The following is a 20992-nucleotide window of genomic DNA, read 5'->3' as shown; positions in this document are numbered from 1 at the left end:
GCAAGCCGCGGGCCATCATGTGTGAGACCAGTCCTGCAGCAGTTGGGCGGTGGCATGGCGGGGACAGCCGGCGCACCTTGATGCGGTGCCTAGTGGTGTGGCTGGCCGTGGTGTGTGTGATGGCGGTGGGGTGTGGTCGCAGCGGTCATGGGACCGGTAGTGGAGAGGAGGGCCCATTGAGCCCGGAGAAAGTCGCCGAACTGGAGAACGCACTACGCGCCAAGCCGCCGCTGGAGGCCGCCAAGGACAAGTACCGGGCCGCGGTGACCCAGATGGCCAATGCCATCACGGCGCTCGTGCCTGGGTTGAGCTGGTCGATGGATATGGATAGCTGGAATGGCTGCGGGGGTGAGTATGAATGGACCAGGGCCAAAGCAGCGTATTTCATGGTCGGGTTCAGTGGGCCAATCCCCGACGACAGGTGGGCGCAGGCGGTGCAAATCGTGAAAGACGGTGCGAAACAGTTCGGCGCCAACAACTTTGGTGTCATGAAGGATAAGCCGGGTGACCACGATGTGTACGTTTCTGGAACTGGCGGTGTCGAATTCAAGCTCGGGACCCAGGTAGCTTCATCACTCACGGCGCAGTCGGACTGCCGGATCAGCCAAACCGACACTCCGAAGCCCTCGCCGACGCCGTAGTGGCCAGCTGTTAGCGCAAGCCGCGGGCCATCATGTGTGAGACCAGTCCTGCAGCAGTTGGGCGGTGGCATGGCGGGGACAGCCGGCGCACCTTGATGCGGTGCCTAGTGGTGTGGCTGGCCGTGGTGTGTGTGATGGCGGTGGGGTGTGGTCGCAGCGGTCATGGGACCGGTAGTGGAGAGGAGGGCCCATTGAGCCCGGAGAAAGTCGCCGAACTGGAGAACGCACTACGCGCCAAGCCGCCGCTGGAGGCCGCCAAGGACAAGTACCGGGCCGCGGTGACCCAGATGGCCAATGCCATCACGGCGCTCGTGCCTGGGTTGAGCTGGTCGATGGATATGGATAGCTGGAATGGCTGCGGGGGTGAGTATGAATGGACCAGGGCCAAAGCAGCGTATTTCATGGTCGGGTTCAGTGGGCCAATCCCCGACGACAGGTGGGCGCAGGCGGTGCAAATCGTGAAAGACGGTGCGAAACAGTTCGGCGCCACCAACTTTGGTGTCATGAAGGATAAGCCGGGTGACCACGATGTGTACATTTCTGGAACTGGCGGCGTCGAATTCAAGCTCGGGACCCAGGTAGCTTCATCACTCACGGCACAATCGGACTGTCGGATCAGCCAAACCGATACCCCAAAACCCACGCCGACCCCATAGCGAGGATTTCGTCTCCACCTCGCCCGGTCGTTAGGCTGGTTAATCGTGACACGGCACGAGTGGAACCCTGGGGCGCAGCCGACGCTGTGGGCGGTGTCTGACCTGCATACCGGTCACCTGGGCAACAAGCCCGTCGCCGAATCGTTGCACCCGTCGTCGCCGGACGATTGGCTTATCGTGGCCGGTGACGTCGCCGAGCGCACCGACGAGATTCGCTGGACGCTGGACCTGCTGCGGCGGCGGTTTGCCAAGGTGATCTGGGTTCCCGGCAACCACGAGCTGTGGACCACCAACCGCGATCCGATGCAGATCTTCGGCAAGTCGCGCTACGAATACCTGGTCAATATGTGCGACGAAATAGGCGTCGTGACTCCGGAGCATCCTTTCCCGGTGTGGACTGAACGCGGTGGCCCGGCCACCATCGTGCCGATGTTCTTGCTGTACGACTACTCATTTCTGCCGCCCGGCGCCACCACCAAGGCCGAGGGCATGGCCATCGCCAAGCAGCGCAGCGTGGTGGCCACCGACGAATACCTGCTCTCGCCCGAGCCGTACCCCACCCGCGCTGCCTGGTGTCGCGAACGGATCGCCAGCACCCGGGCTCGCCTCGAGCAGCTCGACTGGATGCAACCAACGGTGCTGGTAAATCACTTTCCCTTGGTGCGTGAGCCCTGCGACGCGCTGTTCTACCCGGAGTTCTCGCTGTGGTGCGGCACCACCAAGACCGCCGACTGGCACACCCGCTACAACGCCGTGTGCTCTGTCTACGGCCACCTCCACATTCCTCGCACCACGTGGCACGACAACGTGCGATTCGAGGAGGTGTCGGTCGGCTATCCGCGGGAGTGGCGTCGACGCAAACCGTACAGCTGGCTGCGCCAAGTGCTGCCGGACCCGCAGTACGCACCCGGGTATCTCAATGACTTCGGCGGTCATTTCGTGATTACTCCCGAAATGCGAGCGCAGGCCGCCAAGTTCCGGGAAAGATTGCGGCAGCGGCAGTCACGGTGACGACGAGCATGTTGGTGTCGTCGGTGTTACCCGGCACTGTGATCGAGGATCTGGCGTATGCCGAGTTGTATTCCGACCCGCCCGGCCTGGCGCCGATGCCGCAAGAAGAGCCGCTGATCGCCAGGTCTGTTGCCAAGCGGCGCAACGAATTCACTACCGTCCGGCACTGCGCCCGCATCGCGCTGCGTGAACTGGGAGTGCCGCCGGTACCAATCCTCAAGGGCGACAAGGGGCAACCCTGCTGGCCCGACGGCGTGGTGGGCAGCCTGACTCACTGCACGGGATACCGCGGAGCGGTGGTCGGACGCAACGCCGCAGTGCGCTCGGTAGGCCTCGACGCCGAACCCCACGACGAATTGCCCACCGGAGTGCTGGATGCAATAAGCCTTCCGGCCGAGCGCGCTGAGATACCCGCACGCATACCGACCGAGCTGCACTGGGACCGAATCCTGTTCTGCGCCAAGGAGGCAACGTACAAAGCCTGGTTTCCGTTGACCGAGAGGTGGCTGGGCTTCGAGGACGCGCGCATTACTTTCGATACCGATGGCAGCGGAGTGACAGGCCAATTCACGTCCAACATCTTGATCGACCCATCAGCCTTGTCGGGTCCGCCGCTGCGGACCTTGACCGGGCGCTGGTCGGTCGAGCGCGGGCTGGTGCTGACTGCGATCGTGTTATGAGCCAGAGCCAGGCTGGTCCTGGACTTGTGGTTGTCGACAAGCCAGCCGGAATGACCAGTCACGACGTAGTGGGGCGCTGTCGCCGTATCTTCGCTACCCGCCGGGTTGGCCACGCGGGCACGCTGGATCCAATGGCCACCGGCGTGTTGGTGATCGGGGTCGACCGCGCCACCAAGGTCCTCGGACTATTGACCGCGGCGTCGAAGTCGTATCTCGCCACCATCCGACTGGGGCAGTCCACCACCACCGATGACGCTGAAGGTGAACTGCTGCAGTCTGTTTCGGCTGCACACGTCACGGACGAGGCGATCACCGCCACGATCACCACGCTGCGCGGCGACATCAAACAGGTGCCCTCGGCGATCAGCGCGATCAAGGTCGGCGGCCGGCGCGCCTATCAGCTGGCGCGCCAAGGCCATTCCGTTGAACTAAAGGCGCGGCCGGTTCGCGTCGACCGGTTCGAGGTGTTGGCTGTGCGCAGCGGGCCTGACGGCGTCGTCGATCTCGATGTCGACGTCGACTGCTCGTCGGGCACCTACATCCGCGCGCTGGCCCGTGATCTCGGTGCCGCGCTGGGCGTGGGCGGTCACCTGACGTTGTTGCGGCGGACTCGCGTCGGTCGCTTCGGCATAGACCAGGCGCGCTCACTGGAAGCGCTGGCGGAGCGTCCGCGGCTGAGCCTGACTATGGACGAAGCGTGCCTGCTGCTGTTTCCGCGCCGCGACCTCAGCGGCGCGGAAGTTGAGGCGGTCGCCAACGGCCGGCCGCTCACGCCAGCCGGTATCGACGGCATCTATGCCGCCAGTGACGCCGCCGATCGGGTGATTGCGCTGCTGCGTGACGAGGGTCGGCGGACCCAGTCCGTGGTCGTGATCCGCCCGGCGAACCGGTAAGGGCCGCTGCTTAAGCCCGACCGGTGCCGCCCTACCCGAGCAGCGGCGACGTCCTTGACGATCCAGCAGTGCCCCTCGCCCGCGATCGCCACGAGCCGAAGTTGCAGACTGTAGAGACCGGTGTCCGGTCGGTCCACGGCGTACCACCATGGGCCGCGTTTCAAGCCGTTCGGAAGGGGCCAAAGATGTCCAACAAAGTGTTTGTCGTCGGCGTAGGCATGACCAAGTTCGAGAAGCCGGGTCGCCGCGAAGGCTGGGACTACCCCGACATGGCCAGGGAAGCGGGAACCAACGCCCTGCAGGACGCGGGCATCGACTACGGCGACGTCGAACAAGGCTACGTCGGTTATGTCGCTGGCGATTCCACATCCGGGCAGCGGGCGCTGTATGAGCTGGGCATGACCGGGATTCCGATTGTCAACGTCAACAACAACTGCGCAACCGGCTCCACGGCGCTTTTCCTGGGGGCACAGGCCATCCGGGGCGGGATCGCCGACTGCGCCATTGCGCTCGGCTTCGAAAAGATGCAACCCGGCGCGTTGGGCGGAGGTGCTCAGGACCGGGAATCGCCGCTGGCTAGGCATGTCAAAGCGTTGGCCGACATCGATGAGTTCGCGATGCCCGTCGCCCCCTGGATGTTCGGCGCCGCCGGCCGCGAGCACATGAAACAGTACGGCACCACCGCAGAGCATTTCGCCAAGATCGGCTACAAGAACCACAAGCATTCGGTGAACAATCCGTATGCGCAGTTCCAGGACTTGTACACGCTCGACGACATCCTGGCCTCGCGGATGATCTCTGACCCGCTCACCAAGCTGCAATGCTCGCCCACCTCCGACGGTTCGGCTGCGGCCATCCTGGCCTCGGAGTCGTTCGTCGATGGCCACGGCCTGGCCGGTCAGGCCGTGGAGATTGTCGGCCAAGCGATGACCACCGACTTCATCTCGACTTTCGACGGCAGCGCCAAGAACCTCATCGGCTACGACATGAATGTACAAGCAGCGCAACGTGTTTACGATCAATCCGGTCTGGGTCCGGCGGACTTCCAGGTGATCGAGCTGCACGACTGCTTCTCCGCCAACGAGCTACTCCTCTATGAGGCGCTCGGCCTGTGTGGGCCGGGGGAGGCGCCCAAGCTGATCGATAACGGCGACACCAGCTACGGCGGACGCTGGGTGGTCAACCCCTCCGGTGGCCTGATCTCCAAAGGCCATCCGCTGGGCGCGACCGGGTTGGCGCAGTGCTCCGAATTGACCTGGCAGCTTCGCGGTACCGCCGACAAGCGCCAGGTCGACAACGTCACCGCCGCATTGCAACACAACATCGGGTTGGGCGGCGCTGCGGTGGTCACCGCATACCAGCGCGCCGAACGCTAAGAATAGGCCTGCCATGTTCGAGTGGTCCGACACCGATCTGATGCTGCGTGACGCCGTCCGCCAATTCATCGACAAAGAGATCCGGCCGAATCTGGATGAATTGGAGACCGGCGCGCTGTCGCCATATCCGATCGCTCGCAAGCTGTTCAGCCAATTCGGCCTCGACGTGCTGGCTGCCGAATCGGTCAAGTCGATGCTGGACCGGGAACGCGCGAAGCAGGCTGGAACGCATGAAACGAGCAGTGCTTCAAGCGGTTTGGGTGGTCTGGGCGCCCAAGCATCAATGGCCGCTGTCCTGGTGGCGGAACTCGCCGGGGTCAGCATCGGGCTGCTGAGCACAGTGGCGGTCAGCCTCGGGCTGGGCGCGGCTACGATCATGAATCGCGGCACGTTGACCCAAAAGGAGCGTTGGCTGCCACAGCTGATGACGTTGGAAAAGATTGCGGCATGGGCTATCACCGAACCCGACTCCGGCTCGGATGCGTTCGGCGGCATGAAAACTTACGTCAAACGCGACGGCGAAGACTACATCCTCAACGGGCAGAAGACGTTTATCACCAACGGGCCCTACGCTGACATCCTGGTGGTCTACGCCAAGCTCGACGATGGTGACCCAGCGGTGGACCGGCGGAACCGACCAGTTGTTGTTTTCGTGCTGGACTCCGGCATGCCGGGCCTGACCCAGGGCAAGGCGTTCAAGAAGATGGGCATGATGTCATCGCCGACCGGCGAGTTGTTCTTCAACAACGTCCGGTTGACCCCAGACCGCTTACTGGGCGAAAGCGAGCAGCACGACGAGGGCGACGGCCGCGATAGCGCCCGGGCCAATTTCGCCGCCGAACGCCTCGGTGTCGCGCTGATGGCGCTGGGCATCATCAACGAATGTCAGCGACTGTGTGTGGATTACGCGCGAACCCGTACCCTGTGGGGCAAAAGCATCGGGCAATTCCAGTTGATTCAGCTCAAGCTGGCCAAAATGGAAGTTGCTCGAATCAACGTGCAGAACATGGTTTTTCAAACCCTGGAGCGGCTCAAAGCCGGAAAGCTGCCCGCCCTGGCCGAGGCGTCGGCGATCAAGCTTTATTCCTCGGAGGCCGCCACTGAGGTAGCGATGGAGGCCGTCCAGTTGTTCGGCGGCAACGGGTACATGACTGAGTATCGGGTGGAACAGCTCGCCCGCGATGCTAAGTCGCTGATGATTTATGCCGGCAGCAATGAGGTCCAGGTGACTCATATCGCCAAAGGCTTACTGGCCGACTAGCCTCGTCAGGCGACAACCCAGATCGCCCGCGCCGCAGGGCTTCCCAGCTCGACGGTCATTGGGCTATGGCCGTCGGATTCGACCAGCACCGAGACCATGCCGGCGAACTCGCGCCGCGTCACCACCCGCAAGCGGGTATCCAGGCTAATGCCGACGCTAGCGAAATACCTCAGCATTTCCGGGTCGGCATCGGAGATGCGTGCCACTGTTGCTGTGTCGCCGTCTCGGCAGTCCCACAGCTGGCGGGCCGGCGGTGAGGGCACCTGCCCGTCGGAAGCCGGGATCGGATCACCGTGCGGGTCGCGCTGCGGGAAGCCGAGTTTGGCGTCGATCCGGGCCACCAGGCGATCCGACACGGCATGCTCGAGCACCTCGGCCTCGTCATGCACCTCGTCCCAGCTATAACCGAGTTCCTTGACCAGGAACGTCTCCAGCAGCCGATGCCGGCGCACCATCGCCAGCGCCGCTCGCCGACCGGCGTCGGTCAACGTCACCGCGCCGTACTTCTCGTGGTCGACTAGCCCCTGCTCAGCGAGCTTGCGGATGGACTCCGAGGCAGTGCTGGCTGACACCCCAAGTTTCTCGGCCAGCATCTTGGTGCTGACTTTTTCCCTGGACCATTCCTGCGCCGTCCAGATGACCTTGAGATAGTCCTGGGCAACCGCGGTGAGACCGCAAGGCTCTTCGTCAGCCCTCACAATGTGGAGTCTAGGCGGATGCGGTTGCTGCGTCGCTGCCTGCCGCGCTCGTCGTGCCGCGTCGAGCCTGCAGTGAGCGCGCATTCGCCCCGCTGATGGCCGCGCTGGGCGCGGCCAGGGCGCCGTGAGCGCAGCCTCGAACCGAAAATGAGCCTTCGTAACCCGGAACATGCCCGCCATCTCACACCGCGCGCCGTAGGCTTACCGCTGTGCAGCGGTGGCGTGGTCAGGACGACATACCCACGGACTGGGGCAGATGCGTGCTTACCGTCGGAGTGTTCGACGGCGTACATCGGGGGCACGCCGAGCTGATCGCGCACGCAGTAAAGGCCGGCCGCACCCGCGGCGTGCCGACCGTGTTGATGACCTTCGACCCGCATCCCATGGAAGTGGTCTACCCCGGCAGCCACCCGGCGCAGCTGACCACGCTGACCCGCCGCGCCGAGCTGGTCGAAGAGCTAGGTATCGACGTGTGCTTGGTGATGCCGTTCACCACCGACTTTATGAAGCTGACGCCGGAACGCTACATCCATGAGCTGCTGGTCGAGCACCTACACGTGGTGGAGGTCGTGGTGGGCGAAAACTTCACGTTCGGCAAGAAGGCGGCCGGCGACGTCGACACCCTGCGCCGGGCCGGTGAGCGGTTTGGCTTCGCGGTCGAGTCGATGTCGCTGATCTCCGAGCACCACAGCAACGAGACGGTGACGTTCTCTTCTACCTACATCCGCTCCTGCGTAGATGCCGGAGACATGATGGCGGCCACCGAAGCTCTGGGCCGCCCGCATCGCGTTGAGGGGGTCGTCGTTCGGGGCTACGGGCGAGGGGCTGAGCTGGGCTTCCCCACCGCCAACGTCGCGCCGCCGATGTTTTCGGCTATACCAGCCGACGGGGTATACGCGGCCTGGTTCACCGTCCTTGGGCACGGACCGGTGACCGGCGCAGTGCTCCCCGGTGAGCGCTACCAAGCCGCGGTGTCTATCGGAACCAATCCAACGTTCTCAGGACGTACTCGCACTGTCGAGGCTTTCGTGCTCGATACCAGCGCCGACCTGTATGGCCAGCATGTTGCGCTGGACTTCGTCGCCCGCATCCGAGGTCAGAAGAAGTTCGAGTCGGTGCGAGATCTCGTCGCCGAGATCGGCGCTGACACCGAGCGCACGCGTGCCCTGTTGGCCGCGGGCTAACGAGTTGAGGAATTGTTGCTGGGCCGTCAACCGCTGCTAGACTGCCCGACGACACTGGCGCGTGCTGCGGTTCGCGGTGGCCGTGCCGCAAAAACCACCCTGATCGCGGACCTATTGATGGAGATGTTTTGTGGCGCTCACTGCCGAGCAGAAAAAGGAAATTCTCAGTTCCTACGGTCTGCATGAGACTGACACCGGCTCCCCCGAGGCGCAGATCGCGCTGCTGACCAAGCGGATCGCTGACCTCACCGAGCACTTGAAGGTGCATAAGCACGATCACCACTCACGGCGTGGACTGCTGCTGTTGGTGGGGCGCCGGCGCCGGCTGATCAAGTACATTTCCCGCATCGATGTGGAGCGCTACCGTTCGCTCATTGAGCGGCTGGGTCTGCGTCGCTGACCCTCGGCGCGATGCGCGCCTTGATCCTGGCCGTGTGCACGGCGCTCGCGCTGATGGGGTGTTCGTCGACAACCGGCGTCCCTGATCTCAAGGCGGGGGATTGTCTCAAGCTCGGCGGCACACCGGACCAGCCCCAGGCCACCAAAGCGGGGTGCGGGAGCCCGGAGTCCAATTTCAAGGTCGTGGCTGTCGAGCACTCTGGGGCCGACCGCACACAGTGCCCGTCCGACGTCGACTCCTCTTACACCGTGCATAACGCGATAAGCGGTGCGACCAGCACCTATTGCCTGGACATCGACTGGGTGCTCGGTGGCTGTATGAGTGTCGACCCGGCCCACAAGGCCGACCCCTTTCGCGTGGACTGCGGCGATAGATCCGTGCCGCACCGGCAGCGGGTCACTCAGATTCTCATGGATCTGGACCCTCCGGTCAGCGTCGACCAATGCGCTAGCGGCGTGGGCTACGCCTACACCCAGCGGCGGTTCGCCGTGTGCGTCGAGGATGTTTAGCCGGACCCGAGATCTAAAGGCCGGATCTAGCAGGCATTCGGGTATTCCCCGGTAGGCGGAGTTAGCTGTTGTAGAGTGTGTACGTTCTGGGCCGGTTTCGGCCCGAGCAAATGGTGCGGGACACGCAGATCCGCGGGTGCCGCTCCAGCGAGTCACTATGCACGTCCAAGGGAGCAGCCCGGCCTGTATCGGGCGGTCTTCGGTAGTGGCGGCCGGGCTCCCCGGGATCTGGGGCAGGTCGGCCGCTTCGATCGACGGCCGTAGCCGCATCCAGGTTCATGCGCTAAGGGAAGCTCCCGCAGGGCGGCTTGCGGGCCCGTGCGGCCTGCGGTGCCTCCTGCGAACCGCTGGTTTGCTACGTGACGATGCGAAACAGCTGAATAACCCAGAGAGGGCCACGCGGACGTCATGTCTGTAGCTGAAATTGAAGAAGGCGTGTTCGAGGCAACCGCCACCATCGACAACGGGAGTTTCGGCACCCGTAGCATCCGATTCGAGACCGGCCGGTTGGCCTTGCAGGCCGCTGGCGCGGTTGTTGCCTACCTCGACGAGGAGAACATGTTGCTGTCGGCGACGACCGTCAGCAAGCACCCCAAGGAACATTTCGACTTCTTCCCGCTGACCGTAGATGTCGAGGAACGGATGTATGCGGCCGGCCGCATCCCGGGTTCGTTTTTTCGTCGGGAGGGCCGGCCTTCCACCGATGCGATCCTGACTGCGCGGCTCATCGACCGCCCGCTGCGCCCGTCGTTCGTCGACGGCCTGCGCAACGAAATCCAGGTCGTGGTGACGATCCTGAGCTTGGACCCCAACGATCTATACGATGTGCTGGCCATCAACGCCGCGTCGGCCTCCACGCAGCTAGGCGGTCTGCCGTTCTCCGGCCCCATCGGAGCTGTACGGGTGGCGCTCATCGACGGCGCCTGGGTGGCATTCCCCACAGTCGAGCAGATCGAGCGTTCCGTATTCGACATGGTGGTCGCCGGCCGGATCGTCGATAGCGACGTTGCGATCATGATGGTCGAGGCCGAGGCCACCGAGAAAGTGATCGAGCTGGTCACCGGTGGTGCCGGGGCACCGACGGAAAGCGTGGTGGCCCAAGGTCTGGAGGCGGCCAAGCCGTTCATCGCCGCGCTGTGCACCGCGCAGCAGGAGCTTGCCGACGCATGTGGAGCTGCAGCGAAACCGGCCGCCGAGTACCCGGTGTTCCCCGATTACGGCGACGACGTGTACTACTCGGTGGCCTCGGTGGCCACCGATCAGCTGGCTGACGCCCTGTCCATCGGCGGCAAGGCCGAGCGCAACCAGCGCACCGAAGAGATCAAAGTCCAGGTTCTCGGGCGGCTCGCCGACACCTACGACGGCCGGGAAAAAGAGATTAGTGCTGCGTTCCGCGCGCTGACCAAGAAGCTGGTCCGGCAGCGCATTCTCACTGACCACTTCCGCATCGACGGCCGCGGCATCACCGACATCCGTGCGTTGTCGGCCGAGGTGGCCGTCGTTCCGCGGGCCCACGGCAGCGCCTTATTCCAGCGCGGCGAGACTCAGATACTGGGCGTGACCACGCTCGACATGGTCAAGATGGCCCAGCAGATCGACTCGCTCGGTCCGGAGACAACCAAGCGCTACATGCACCACTACAACTTCCCACCCTTTTCCACCGGCGAGACCGGCCGGGTCGGGTCGCCCAAGCGGCGCGAGATTGGCCATGGCGCGCTGGCTGAGCGGGCGCTGGTGCCAGTACTGCCCAGCGTCGAAGAATTTCCCTACGCCATCCGGCAGGTGTCAGAGGCATTGGGATCCAACGGCTCTACTTCGATGGGGTCGGTGTGCGCCTCCACACTGGCGCTGCTCAACGCCGGAGTGCCGCTGAAGGCGCCGGTGGCCGGCATCGCGATGGGTCTGGTTTCCGACGATGTCGAAGTAGAAGGTGGTGGAACCGAGCGACGCTTTGTCACCCTGACTGACATCCTCGGCGCCGAGGATGCGTTCGGCGACATGGACTTCAAGGTCGCCGGCACCAAGGACTTCGTCACCGCCCTGCAGCTGGACACCAAGTTGGATGGAATTCCGTCCCAGGTGCTCGCAGGTGCGCTGGACCAGGCCCGCGACGCTCGCCTGACCATCCTGGAGGTCATGGCCGAGGCGATCGACCGACCCGACGAGATGAGCCCGTATGCGCCGCGAGTGACCACCATCAAGGTTCCGGTGGACAAGATCGGCGAGGTCATCGGGCCCAAGGGCAAGGTCATCAACTCCATCACCGAGGAGACCGGTGCCCAGATCTCCATCGAGGATGACGGCACCGTGTTCGTGGGCGCCACCGACGGCCCCTCAGCGCAAGCCGCCATCGACAAGATCAACGCGATCGCCAATCCGCAATTGCCGACGGTAGGGGAGCGGTTCCTCGGAACGGTGGTCAAGACCACCGATTTCGGTGCCTTCGTGTCGCTGCTCCCGGGCCGCGACGGCTTGGTGCACATCTCCAAGCTGGGCAAGGGCAAGCGCATCGCCAAGGTGGAGGACGTCGTTCACGTCGGAGACAAGCTGCGGGTGGAAATCGCGGATATCGACAAGCGCGGCAAGATCTCGCTGGTTTTGGTGGATGACGACGAAAACTCCGCCGCAGCGCCCAGCGCAGCGCCAGCCGATGCCGCGACGGCCAGTAGCTGACCCAGCGGCCCAGGCAGTGCGTCGCACTGCACTGCCGGGCGGGCTGCGCGTCGTTACCGAATACCTGCCTGCAGTGCGTTCCGCTTCCGTCGGGGTGTGGGTAGGGGTGGGATCGCGCGACGAGGGTGCCACGGTGGCCGGCGCCGCCCACTTCCTCGAGCACCTGCTCTTCAAGTCGACACCCACCCGGAGCGCCGTGGACATTGCGCAGGCAATGGACGCCGTCGGTGGCGAGCTGAACGCGTTCACCGCCAAGGAACACACCTGTTACTACGCGCACGTGCTCGACAGTGACCTGGCGCTAGCCGTCGACCTGGTCGCCGATGTGGTGCTCAACGGGCGCTGCGCCGCCGACGATGTCGAGCTGGAACGCGACGTCGTGCTCGAGGAAATTGCGATGCGCGACGACGATCCTGAGGACGCGCTTGCGGACATGTTCTTGGCAGCGTTGTTCGGTGACCACCCGGTGGGCCGGCCGGTCATTGGCAGCGTGCAATCCGTATCGGTGATGACGCGAGCCCAATTGCACTCCTTCCACGTGCGGCGCTATACACCAGAGCGGATGGTGGTGGCGGTGGCCGGCAACGTCGTCCACGACGAGGTGGTCGCATTGGTGCGCCAGCACTTCGGGCCACGGCTGGTCCGCGGGCGCCAACCCATCGCGCCACGCAAAGGTGCCGGCCGGGTGAACGGCACCCCCGGCTTGATGCTCGTCCAGCGCGACGCGGAGCAGACCCACCTTTCGCTGGGTCTGCGCACGCCCGGACGCGGTTGGGAGCACCGCTGGGCGCTGTCGGTGCTGCATACCGCGCTGGGCGGCGGGCTGAGCTCCCGGCTGTTCCAGGAAATCCGCGAGGCTCGCGGGCTGGCCTACTCGGTGTACTCCGCCCTCGACATCTTCGCCGATAGCGGCGCACTGTCGGTATATGCGGCCTGCTTGCCCGAACGGTTCGCTGACGTCATGCGGGTGACCAGCGACGTGCTGGAATCGGTGGTACGCGACGGTGTCAGCGAGCAGGAGTGTCGCATCGCCAAGGGTTCGTTGCGCGGTGGTCTGGTGCTGGGACTGGAGGATTCCAGTTCACGGATGAGCCGCCTTGGTCGCAGCGAATTGAACTATGGCCGACACCGCAGCATCGAGCACACCTTGCGACAGATCGAGCAGGTCACTGTCGAGGAGGTCAACATGGTGGCTCGCCGGCTGCTGGGTAGGCGCTACGGTGCCGCTGTTCTAGGTCCTTATGGGTCGAAACGACAGCTGCCGCAACAACTTCGAGCGATGGTAAATTAGCACGATGGTACTGGGCTTCTGGGATATCGCGGTGCCCATCGTGGGTGCGCCGATGGCCGGCGGTCCGGGCACTCCGGCCCTGGCTGCAGCGGTGTCGAACGCGGGCGGGCTGGGCTTCGTTGCCGGCGGCTATCTGACGGCAGAGCAGTTCGCCGACGATATCGCTGCCGCGCGCGCGGCAACCACCGGCCCGATCGGGGCGAATCTGTTTGTGCCACAACCGAGCGTTGCCGACTGGCTACAGCTGGAGTATTACGCCGAAGAGCTCGAAGAGGTCGCCGAGTATTACCGCGTCGAAGTGGGCCATCCCATTCACGGGGACGACGACGACTGGGAGCGCAAGCTCGAGGTGGTGGCCGACGTGCGCCCGGAGGTCGTCTCCTTCACCTTCGGCGCGCCGCCACCGGATATCATTCGCCGGCTGAGCGCGTTGGGACTGTTGGTGTCGGTCACGGTGACGTCGGCTTACGAGGCCGGGGTCGCCATCGCGGCCGGTGCCGACAACCTGGTGGTGCAAGGACCAGGCGCCGGTGGGCATCGCGGCACCTTTGCACCCGACATGGAGCCTGGCGAAGAGTCGCTACACCAGCTGCTCGATCGGATCGGCAACGCGCATAGTGTGCCGCTGATCGCCGCGGGTGGCCTAGGCACTGCCGAGGATATCGCGGCCGTCCTGCGCCGGGGAGCGGTTGCCGCGCAGGTCGGCACCGCGCTGCTGCTGGCCGCCGAAGCCGGGACCCACCCGGTACACCGCCTGGCATTGAAGAATCACGAATTCGACGCAACGCTGGTTACCCGGGCGTTCTCCGGTCGGTATGCACGCGGGCTGGCGAACAACTTCACGCGTCTGCTCGACCAGGTGGCGCCGCTGGGCTACCCCGAGGTCAACCAGATGACCAAGCCGATACGGGCGGCGGCGGTCGAGGCGGACGACCCGCACGGAACTAATCTCTGGGCGGGAACTGCCTACCGGGAGGCGCGGTCGGGGACGGCGGCCGACATCGTCGCCGCCTTGACTCCCGACGTGCGATCACGGTAACGCCCCTGCGAGAGCTCGTGGCTTGCCAGCCTTGGGCTGAACCTCAGCCCAGCACGCTCACCGGATCAGTGAACGGCAGATCCAGATCGATGGCCACATGCTGCGCGACCAACGCGCCGGCATGAGTGGAAAGGCCTTTGGCCAGAGCGGGATCGGATTGGCATGCCGCTTGCCACCCGTGGTCGGCGAGCTTGAGCACGTACGGCATGGTCGCGTTCGTCAGCGCATAGGTCGATGTCTTGGGTACCGCACTGGGCATGTTGGCCACGCAGTAGAACAGCGTGTCGTGCACGGTGAACGTCGGATCGTCGTGTGTGGTGGGCCGCGAATCCTCGAAGCAGCCGCCCTGGTCGATCGAGATGTCTACCAGTACGGCACCCGACTTCATCTGTGAGACAAGGTAGTTAGAGATCAATGTGGGAGCTTTGGCGCCGGGCAGCAAGACGGCGCCGATCACCAGGTCGGCGCGCTTGACGGCTCCTTCCAGCTCATATTTCGACGAGTAGCGGGTGTTGATCCGCCCGCCGAACTCTGCGTCGAGGAGCCGAAGCTTGTTGATGTTGATATCGAGGACCCGCACGCTGGCTCCCATGCCGCTGGCGACCCGGGCAGCGTTGTAGCCGGCGGTGCCGGCGCCGACCACCACGACATCGGCAGGTTTGACGCCCGGAACCCCGCCCATCAGCACCCCGCGCCCGCCGTGGGTGCGCATCAGCAGATGGGCCCCGACCTGAGCGGAGAGCCGACCGGCGACCTCGCTCATCGGAGCCAGCAACGGAAGGGCGCCATCGGCGGTTTGCACTGTCTCGTAGCCGATCGACGTGGTCCCGGATGCCAGTAGCGCCTGCGTACATGCACGTGAGGCGGCCAAATGTAGATATGTGAACAGGATCTGTCCGGAGCGGAGGTAACCGTACTCGGCCGACAACGGTTCCTTAACCTTGAGCAGCAAGTCGGCATCGGCCCACACCTGTTCGGCGGTGCTGATCAGCTGGGCCCCGGCCGCCTTGAACTTCGCGTCCGAGATCGCCGATCCTTCTCCGGCACCGGCCTGAACGAGGACTTCGTGGCCACGGTGGGTCAGTTCGGCAACGCCCGCCGGAGTGATGGCCACCCGGAATTCATTGTTCTTTGTCTCAGTCGGAATGCCGACTCGCATGGTCGCCCCTTGTCTCGAGTTAACGGCTCAAGTGTGAAGAACATTCGAGGCTACGGCAAACAGTATGAAGCTAATTCTGTATAGTGCCAGTGTGTCCGAACAGCTTACGGAAGAGCCGGGTCCACCGAGCCGATCGCCGAAGGATGTTCGGCGGGCAGAGCTTGACGAGGTGGACCGCAAGATTCTCGTCTTGCTGCACGGCGACGCCAGGATGACCAACAACGCACTTGCCAAGGCAGTCGGGATCGCGTCATCGACGTGTCACGGCCGGGTGAGACGGTTGGCGGACCTCGGGGTGATCCGCGGCTTCTACACCGATATCGATCCCGTCGCGGTGGGATTGCCGCTGCAGGCGATGATCTCGGTCACTCTGCAGGCCAACGCCCGGGGCAAGATTCGCAGCTTCATTCAGCAGATCCGCCGCAAGCGGCAGGTGATGGATGTCTATTTCTTGGCCGGTGCCGACGATTTCATCCTGCACGTCGCGGCCCGCGACACCGAGGATCTGCGTTCGTTCGTGGTGGAGAACCTCAACGCGGACAGCAACGTCGCCGGCACCCAGACGTCGCTGATCTTTGAGCATCTGCGCGGGGCGGCACCCATCTAGGGCCTCCCAGGCTTTCTGGGCTGGTTATCATCGAGCGCATGACTGAGCCATCCGCGTCTGCCACCGTGCAGATCAACGCCAGCCCGGAGCGGGTGTACGGGCTGATCACTGACCTACCGACGCTGGCCGCGCTGGCCGAGGAGGCAGTGTCGATGAAATTGCGTAAGGGCGACACCATTCACCGGGGTGCCGTATTCGTCGGGCACAACAAGAACGCCGGAAAGAGCTGGAACACGAGGTGCACCGTCACCGACGCGGAGCCGGGCCGCATCTTCGCGTTCGATGTCCGCACGGCCGTAATTCCGGTATCACGCTGGCAATACGACATCGTCGCCTCCGGCGGCGGCTGCCGGGTCACCGAGAGCACCTGGGACCGGCGACCCCGCTGGTTTCGCAAGATCGCCAGCGTGGCAACCGGCGTCCAGGATCGTGCGGCAGCTAACGCCGAACACATCCAGCTCACCCTGCAACGCCTGAAGCAACGGGCTGAGGCCGAATAGCGAGCACGCCACTATACTTGGCGGCACATAATGTCCACCGGGGAGACATCTTCGGCGTTTACGCAAACGCCTAGGGTTGTCTGGGGTAAGGGGGCCTAATGTTTACCGGGGCCAACGCCGCTGACCACGAGCGTCTTGTCCTTGAAGCGCGTGACGTGCAATTCGACTGGGCGGACTTGCCGTTTCACTATGTGCCGAACGAGCCAATGGCCACGCACTTCATGAATGTTTTGCACCTGCTGCTCCCGGCCGGCGAAGAGTTCTTCGTCAAGGTTTTCAAGAAGGCCCTACCGCTGATCAAGGACGATCAGCTGCGGCTGGACGTGCTGGGGTTCATCGGCCAGGAGGCGATCCACTCGCAATCGCACTCCGGTGTGCTTTCCCACTTCGCCGCCCAGGGCGTCGACGTGACGCCGTTTACCGACCAGACCGCGTGGCTGTTCGAGAAGCTGTTGGCCGACAAGCCCCGCCGACGCCTAAGACGTCAGCACAGCTGGTTGCTCGAGCAGATCTGTTTCATCTCGGCCATCGAGCACTACACCGCCGTCTTGGGCGCGTGGGTCTTGGACTCACCGCAACTGGATGCCGTCGGCGCCGACCCGGTGATGTTGGACCTGCTCCGCTGGCACGGGGCAGAAGAAGTCGAGCACAAAGCGGTGGCCTTTGACACCATGAAGCATCTGCGCGCCGGGTATTGGCGGCGGGTACGCACCCAGCTTGTCGTCAGCCCGGTGCTGCTGCTGCTGTGGATCCGTGGTGTTCGGTTCATGTACTCGGTGGATCCATGCTTGTCGCCGGGGACCAAGCCGCGTTGGCGGGATTACCTAGCGGCGGCGCGCCGCGGCCTGGTGCCCGGTCCATGGCAGTTAATGCGCGTTGTCGGCGACTACTACAAGCCTGGTTTTCATCCCTCGCAGCTGGGTGGACTGGAGCGGGCCGTCGAGTACTTGGCGGTCTCAGCTGCTGCCCGAGCGGCGCGCTGACCCATGGCGGCGGTCACCGGAAACGTGCCGGAAAGCATCTGGACGACTAGGCCCGCGGACCTGTACGGGGGCGGGCGGCGGGACCGCTTCGCTACCGCGTTGTGGGGTGTGCGCGCACTGTTCGGCGGGCTGGCTTCGGCATCGCGGTGGAACCCGTCGTGGGTGGCTCCGGTGCGACGCACACACCAGGCGAAAGTTATCGAACGCGCATTCGTCGCGCGCGATGTGGTTGCCTTGACGCTGGCGGACCCAGACGGCGGATTGCTGCCGTCCTGGACGCCCGGTGGGCACATTGACGTTCAGTTGCCGTCGGGCCGGCGCCGGCAGTATTCGCTGTGCGGACCACCCGGGCGGCGCACCGACTATCGCATCGCCATCCGCCGCATCGCTGACGGCGGCGGCGGTTCTATCGAGATGCACGAGGCGTACGACGTGGGCGACACCCTGATGTTTGAAGGCCCACGCAACGCCTTCAGTCTGGGAACGGCGGAGCGCGAGGTGCTGTTTGTGATCGGCGGCATCGGCGTGACCCCGATTCTGCCGATGATCCGGGTAGCTCAGAAGCGCGGAATTAGTTGGCGCGCAATATATGCGGGCCGTTCGCGAAAGCACATGCCGTTGCTCGACGAGGTCGTGTCAGTGGCGCCCCAGCAGGTCACGGTATGGGCCGACGACGAGTACGGCCGCTTTCCGGCCGTCGAAGACCTGCTGGCCGGTGCCGGGCCGACGACGGCCGTTTACGTGTGTGGGCCAACCCCGATGCTGGAAGCGGTGCGCGCCGCCCGTGCCGAACACGCCAATGCGCCACTGCACTACGAGCGATTCAGCCCGCCGCCGGTAGTCCACGGCGTGCCGTTCGAACTGGTACTGGCTCGGTCGCGGCACGTGCTAAGCATTCCGGCAGACCGCTCGGCGCTGGCCGTCATGCTCGACAGCGACCCGGCCTTCAGCTACTCGTGCCAGCAGGGCTTCTGCGGCACCTGCAAGGTGAAAGTGCTTGCCGGACAAGTGGATCACCGCAGCCGCCGACCCGAGGGTGACGGCGAAATGCTGGTCTGTGTATCGCGGGCAAAGAGCCAGCGGCTGGTTATCGACGCCTGAGGACTACCGGCTTCTACTTTCACAGTGGGCACTGTGTCTTGCGACGGGTGCTCGGGGCCCCAGCCGCCATGGCAGGGCATCGGGACGGCGTGCCACCCTCTCCGGTGCCATGCAGCATTGCCGCTTTGACTGCAACCCGTTGGGCTGGCCCCGTATCGTGCGGATCAGCTCCGACCAATGTCTGAGGACCGGCTCATGGCCGGTTAGGTTTCTAGCCGTTTTCGGATGCTAGCGAGTCGTTGTGCCAGCTCTACCTCATCGATGACCCCATGAACGACCAGTGAGTGTGCTAGTGACATCAGTTGGCTTTCTGGATAGGGCAGGCGTGAATAGCGGGTGCTGGAGAGGAGATCTTCTTCGTTTCGTCGCTTCGTGAAATCGGGGATGTCGGCGCTGCAGGCGGCGCGGTCGAGGGCGTCGCAGAGGCCGTCCAAGCTGGTCTTCCAGGGCGGCAACGGATTGGCCACACCGTACTTGGCGGCCATGCGAGACCAGACCTGATTGCGCTGCACGATTTGACGCAGCGGCGTGATGGCGATCTGCTCGATCGAATCCGACTTATCTGGGTTCATGTCTTGGCTGTCACTCGGTAGCGGGGTGAACGGCCGCGCGGGTGTCGGTGATGACATTGGTGGTGACGCCAGGCTTGGGCAGGGCCACGCCGATTAAGCAGTCGCGGGTGACGATCTGGGCGAGCTCATCCTCGTCCCAGCCTTCGGTGCCCTTTGGGCGCAGGGGTAGCACCATGAAGCGATGCTTCTGATTCGAATCCTCCACCCGGATAGCGATATCGCTCGGCAGATAGAGCCCGAATTCAGCGAGCACTTGACGTGGCCAGCGGACCATGCGGCGGCGATAGTTGGGGGTGCGGTACCACTCCGGAGAGTTACCCATGATTGGTCGCGGGTAGCATGAACACAATGCGCAGACGATCACGTGATGCAGTGTCGGCGTGTCTTCGAGGATTTTAAGCGCGGTGAAATCGCTTGGCGTGCCGAAGCCGGTGGGTTCTAGCCAGTCGACGCCAACCGCTTTGCTTGCAGCTAGCGCGTCGGTGAGTGCGAGTTTCTTGAATTCAGGATCGAGCCAGGCCCGGGCCACCAGGTGCGCCGCCGGCGTCGAGTTGATCTGCTCGGCGAATTCGGTGAAGCGGCGATGCTCTTCAGCGGTGAAAAGGCCCTTTTCGATACACAATTCGCGCAGCGCGATCTCGAGCACCTCGAAGTCGGTGATCTCGTCCACCGTGGGGGCAAGCTCTCGGTCGTGGTCGTGGTCGTGGTCGTGGTCGTGGTCGGTCATCTCGAAATCCCTACTCTTACCAGACGCTAGGCATGCCTGGCTGCCTCGAGCCAGCGCTCGGGAAGCTCCGTCTGCAACGTGTCGGTTGCAGTCCCGGTGTAGCCGTGCCACAGCTGGGAGAGGTTGAACCGAACAACATAGAACCACTCCGGTTGCGCGTCGGGCCAGTCCCACGTTTCGTCCTCGGCGGCGGGGCTTTCATATGCAACAGAAGCGATCTCGCCTATGGCGCCGCGGACGTACTCTGGTGTGCGGGTATATAGCAGCGCTGGCAGTTCGCGCACCACCACCGGGTCGCCGACCCGAAACTTGGGCTTCCCAGCCCGACCGGCATACACCTGCGGGTCCCCGATGCCGACCGCGTGTATGTGGTGGGCATTGCGGGCAATTTGTGCGCCGTCGCCGTCGAACTTCGGCTTTGCTTCAAGCTTCTTACCGCTGAGGCCGTCGGCATACCGAGCCTTGACCTCTGCCATCCGTTCACTCAGCTCTCCCAGACGGATGTGATGTTTTTCCACCAGAACTCGTGCGACCGCCCACAGCCAGCGACCGTAGTAAGGGAACCCGAGATAGACGGCGCGCCCCACGTCGACATTGCCGATTCGGCGACGCTCTTCTGAGAGCCAAATGCCGCGCCAGGCAAGCACTTCACAGAGTACGTAGGTCATGTGCTCCCAGTACTCATACTGCTTGCCTTCATACTTGATGGCCGCATCGGGCTCGCCGCCGACGTCATGACTGGTCTTCATGTAGGCCCAGAAGCGATCATGGTCAAGCCGATCCGGTGTCGGGGCGTCGGGAAGCTCGGGATAGGCCGACTTGAGCCGAGCCACCAGCTCGAGCTGACGGGTACGGTCAGCGGCTGTACTCATGACCTCTCCTCTTACGGTGCCGTGATTCTCTAGCGGTATGTCATGGGCCCATACGTTCAGAGATCACGGCCACCGCACATCTGTGGCTCTAACGGCAACGATCCTTCTGCGGTAGGCAATTCGGGTCACATGTGAGCGAGGCCCCAACCCGTACGAAGC

Annotated in this window: 22 protein-coding genes; 17 read left to right on the top strand and 5 right to left on the bottom strand. The window is 64.1% G+C overall.

Annotated features, from left to right (window positions below):
- Positions 1 to 80: 80 nt before the first annotated feature.
- The 7 genes from F0Q45_RS06210 (at position 81) to F0Q45_RS06180 (ending at position 6518) form a co-directional block, all read left to right on the top strand.
- Positions 81 to 641 (top strand): LppA family lipoprotein, encoded by a 561-nt coding sequence (locus F0Q45_RS06210; RefSeq protein WP_149653133.1) that lies wholly within the window; start codon positions 81 to 83, stop codon positions 639 to 641.
- Between the two features lie 95 nt (positions 642 to 736).
- Positions 737 to 1297, top strand: coding sequence for an LppA family lipoprotein (locus F0Q45_RS06205; protein WP_149653132.1), 561 nt, complete (start codon positions 737 to 739; stop codon positions 1295 to 1297).
- Positions 1298 to 1342: 45 nt separating this feature from the next.
- The gene (locus F0Q45_RS06200) at positions 1343 to 2308 is read left to right on the top strand and encodes a metallophosphoesterase family protein (RefSeq protein ID WP_149653108.1); all 966 of its coding nucleotides are present in this window, start codon (positions 1343 to 1345) and stop codon (positions 2306 to 2308) included.
- Positions 2305 to 2988: a 4'-phosphopantetheinyl transferase PptT gene (gene pptT / locus F0Q45_RS06195; protein ID WP_149653107.1), complete on the top strand. Its 684-nt coding sequence runs from the start codon at positions 2305 to 2307 to the stop codon at positions 2986 to 2988. Before F0Q45_RS06200 ends, pptT begins: the two co-directional genes overlap by 4 nt.
- Positions 2985 to 3881, top strand: coding sequence for a tRNA pseudouridine(55) synthase TruB (truB, locus tag F0Q45_RS06190; RefSeq protein WP_149653106.1), 897 nt, complete (start codon positions 2985 to 2987; stop codon positions 3879 to 3881). Before pptT ends, truB begins: the two co-directional genes overlap by 4 nt.
- A 185-nt stretch (positions 3882 to 4066) precedes the next feature.
- Positions 4067 to 5257: a lipid-transfer protein gene (locus tag F0Q45_RS06185; RefSeq protein WP_149653105.1), complete on the top strand. Its 1191-nt coding sequence runs from the start codon at positions 4067 to 4069 to the stop codon at positions 5255 to 5257.
- Between the two features lie 13 nt (positions 5258 to 5270).
- Complete coding sequence (locus F0Q45_RS06180) at positions 5271 to 6518, top strand: acyl-CoA dehydrogenase family protein (protein ID WP_149653104.1); 1248 nt, start codon at positions 5271 to 5273, stop codon at positions 6516 to 6518.
- Between the two features lie 5 nt (positions 6519 to 6523).
- Here the strand turns inward: F0Q45_RS06180 and mntR are convergent, their stop codons facing one another.
- Entirely contained in the window at positions 6524 to 7216 is a 693-nt protein-coding gene (mntR, locus tag F0Q45_RS06175; protein ID WP_149653103.1) for a manganese-binding transcriptional regulator MntR, read from the bottom strand.
- Positions 7217 to 7425: 209 nt separating this feature from the next.
- Here mntR and F0Q45_RS06170 point away from each other — a divergent pair, with 209 nt between their 5' ends.
- The 6 genes from F0Q45_RS06170 to F0Q45_RS06145 all read left to right on the top strand — a co-directional run bounded on the left by F0Q45_RS06170 (position 7426) and on the right by F0Q45_RS06145 (position 14312).
- Entirely contained in the window at positions 7426 to 8400 is a 975-nt protein-coding gene (locus F0Q45_RS06170; protein WP_149653102.1) for a bifunctional riboflavin kinase/FAD synthetase, read from the top strand.
- A 130-nt stretch (positions 8401 to 8530) separates the two neighbouring features.
- On the top strand, positions 8531 to 8800 hold the full coding sequence (gene rpsO / locus F0Q45_RS06165) for a 30S ribosomal protein S15 (RefSeq protein ID WP_149653101.1): 270 nt from the start codon (positions 8531 to 8533) through the stop codon (positions 8798 to 8800).
- A gap of 11 nt (positions 8801 to 8811) precedes the next feature.
- On the top strand, positions 8812 to 9309 hold the full coding sequence (gene lppU, locus F0Q45_RS06160) for an LppU family putative lipoprotein (RefSeq protein ID WP_149653100.1): 498 nt from the start codon (positions 8812 to 8814) through the stop codon (positions 9307 to 9309).
- Positions 9310 to 9717: 408 nt separating this feature from the next.
- Entirely contained in the window at positions 9718 to 11982 is a 2265-nt protein-coding gene (locus tag F0Q45_RS06155; protein WP_149653099.1) for a polyribonucleotide nucleotidyltransferase, read from the top strand.
- Positions 11960 to 13273 carry a M16 family metallopeptidase gene (locus F0Q45_RS06150; RefSeq protein ID WP_149653131.1) on the top strand — a complete coding sequence of 438 codons (1314 nt, stop codon included), beginning with the start codon at positions 11960 to 11962 and terminating at the stop codon, positions 13271 to 13273. The genes F0Q45_RS06155 and F0Q45_RS06150 overlap by 23 nt, the downstream gene beginning before the upstream one ends.
- 4 nt (positions 13274 to 13277) lie before the next feature.
- Complete coding sequence (locus F0Q45_RS06145; protein WP_149653098.1) at positions 13278 to 14312, top strand: nitronate monooxygenase; 1035 nt, start codon at positions 13278 to 13280, stop codon at positions 14310 to 14312.
- Between the two features lie 43 nt (positions 14313 to 14355).
- Here the strand turns inward: F0Q45_RS06145 and ald are convergent, their stop codons facing one another.
- Positions 14356 to 15471, bottom strand: coding sequence for an alanine dehydrogenase (ald, locus tag F0Q45_RS06140; RefSeq protein ID WP_149653097.1), 1116 nt, complete (start codon positions 15469 to 15471; stop codon positions 14356 to 14358).
- A gap of 64 nt (positions 15472 to 15535) precedes the next feature.
- Here ald and F0Q45_RS06135 point away from each other — a divergent pair, with 64 nt between their 5' ends.
- The 4 genes from F0Q45_RS06135 to F0Q45_RS06120 all read left to right on the top strand — a co-directional run bounded on the left by F0Q45_RS06135 (position 15536) and on the right by F0Q45_RS06120 (position 18662).
- Positions 15536 to 16078, top strand: a complete 543-nt coding sequence (locus F0Q45_RS06135; protein ID WP_188112812.1) for an Lrp/AsnC family transcriptional regulator — start codon at positions 15536 to 15538, stop codon at positions 16076 to 16078.
- Between the two features lie 38 nt (positions 16079 to 16116).
- Positions 16117 to 16578, top strand: coding sequence for an SRPBCC family protein (locus F0Q45_RS06130; protein WP_149653095.1), 462 nt, complete (start codon positions 16117 to 16119; stop codon positions 16576 to 16578).
- 98 nt (positions 16579 to 16676) lie between these two features.
- Positions 16677 to 17561, top strand: coding sequence for a metal-dependent hydrolase (locus F0Q45_RS06125; RefSeq protein WP_149653094.1), 885 nt, complete (start codon positions 16677 to 16679; stop codon positions 17559 to 17561).
- A gap of 3 nt (positions 17562 to 17564) precedes the next feature.
- Positions 17565 to 18662 (top strand): PDR/VanB family oxidoreductase, encoded by a 1098-nt coding sequence (locus F0Q45_RS06120; protein ID WP_149653093.1) that lies wholly within the window; start codon positions 17565 to 17567, stop codon positions 18660 to 18662.
- A gap of 203 nt (positions 18663 to 18865) precedes the next feature.
- Here the strand turns inward: F0Q45_RS06120 and F0Q45_RS06115 are convergent, their stop codons facing one another.
- Genes F0Q45_RS06115 through F0Q45_RS06105 form a run of 3 tightly spaced genes read right to left on the bottom strand, consistent with a single transcriptional unit; the run spans position 18866 to position 20833 of the window.
- A complete protein-coding gene (locus F0Q45_RS06115) occupies positions 18866 to 19234 on the bottom strand; it encodes a thiocyanate hydrolase (protein ID WP_149653092.1) in 369 nt (122 codons plus the stop codon).
- A gap of 10 nt (positions 19235 to 19244) precedes the next feature.
- Entirely contained in the window at positions 19245 to 19961 is a 717-nt protein-coding gene (gene scnC / locus F0Q45_RS06110) for a thiocyanate hydrolase subunit gamma (RefSeq protein WP_149653091.1), read from the bottom strand.
- Between the two features lie 26 nt (positions 19962 to 19987).
- A complete protein-coding gene (locus F0Q45_RS06105) occupies positions 19988 to 20833 on the bottom strand; it encodes an SH3-like domain-containing protein (protein ID WP_149653090.1) in 846 nt (281 codons plus the stop codon).
- Positions 20834 to 20992 lie beyond the last annotated feature (159 nt).

This window comes from Mycobacterium simiae (assembly GCF_008370645.1).
GTDB classification, from domain to species: Bacteria; Actinomycetota; Actinomycetes; order Mycobacteriales; family Mycobacteriaceae; genus Mycobacterium; species Mycobacterium simiae_A.
The sequence above is the reverse complement of the archived record's forward strand: the minus strand, read 5'-3'. Positions and strand labels throughout refer to the sequence as shown.

Coding starts and splice junctions, on each gene's coding strand:
- F0Q45_RS06210 (WP_149653133.1), top strand. CDS start 81: ATGCGGTGCCTAGTGGTGTGGCTGGCCGTGGTGTGTGTGATGGCGGTG.
- F0Q45_RS06115 (WP_149653092.1), bottom strand. CDS start 19,234: ATGAACCCAGATAAGTCGGATTCGATCGAGCAGATCGCCATCACGCCG.
- F0Q45_RS06150 (WP_149653131.1), top strand. CDS start 11,960: ATGCCGCGACGGCCAGTAGCTGACCCAGCGGCCCAGGCAGTGCGTCGC.
- F0Q45_RS06135 (WP_188112812.1), top strand. CDS start 15,536: ATGAAGCTAATTCTGTATAGTGCCAGTGTGTCCGAACAGCTTACGGAA.
- F0Q45_RS06155 (WP_149653099.1), top strand. CDS start 9,718: ATGTCTGTAGCTGAAATTGAAGAAGGCGTGTTCGAGGCAACCGCCACC.
- truB (WP_149653106.1), top strand. CDS start 2,985: ATGAGCCAGAGCCAGGCTGGTCCTGGACTTGTGGTTGTCGACAAGCCA.
- F0Q45_RS06130 (WP_149653095.1), top strand. CDS start 16,117: ATGACTGAGCCATCCGCGTCTGCCACCGTGCAGATCAACGCCAGCCCG.
- F0Q45_RS06120 (WP_149653093.1), top strand. CDS start 17,565: ATGGCGGCGGTCACCGGAAACGTGCCGGAAAGCATCTGGACGACTAGG.
- F0Q45_RS06205 (WP_149653132.1), top strand. CDS start 737: ATGCGGTGCCTAGTGGTGTGGCTGGCCGTGGTGTGTGTGATGGCGGTG.
- F0Q45_RS06185 (WP_149653105.1), top strand. CDS start 4,067: ATGTCCAACAAAGTGTTTGTCGTCGGCGTAGGCATGACCAAGTTCGAG.
- F0Q45_RS06180 (WP_149653104.1), top strand. CDS start 5,271: ATGTTCGAGTGGTCCGACACCGATCTGATGCTGCGTGACGCCGTCCGC.
- ald (WP_149653097.1), bottom strand. CDS start 15,471: ATGCGAGTCGGCATTCCGACTGAGACAAAGAACAATGAATTCCGGGTG.
- F0Q45_RS06105 (WP_149653090.1), bottom strand. CDS start 20,833: ATGAGTACAGCCGCTGACCGTACCCGTCAGCTCGAGCTGGTGGCTCGG.
- F0Q45_RS06125 (WP_149653094.1), top strand. CDS start 16,677: ATGTTTACCGGGGCCAACGCCGCTGACCACGAGCGTCTTGTCCTTGAA.
- lppU (WP_149653100.1), top strand. CDS start 8,812: ATGCGCGCCTTGATCCTGGCCGTGTGCACGGCGCTCGCGCTGATGGGG.
- F0Q45_RS06145 (WP_149653098.1), top strand. CDS start 13,278: ATGGTACTGGGCTTCTGGGATATCGCGGTGCCCATCGTGGGTGCGCCG.
- scnC (WP_149653091.1), bottom strand. CDS start 19,961: ATGACCGACCACGACCACGACCACGACCACGACCACGACCGAGAGCTT.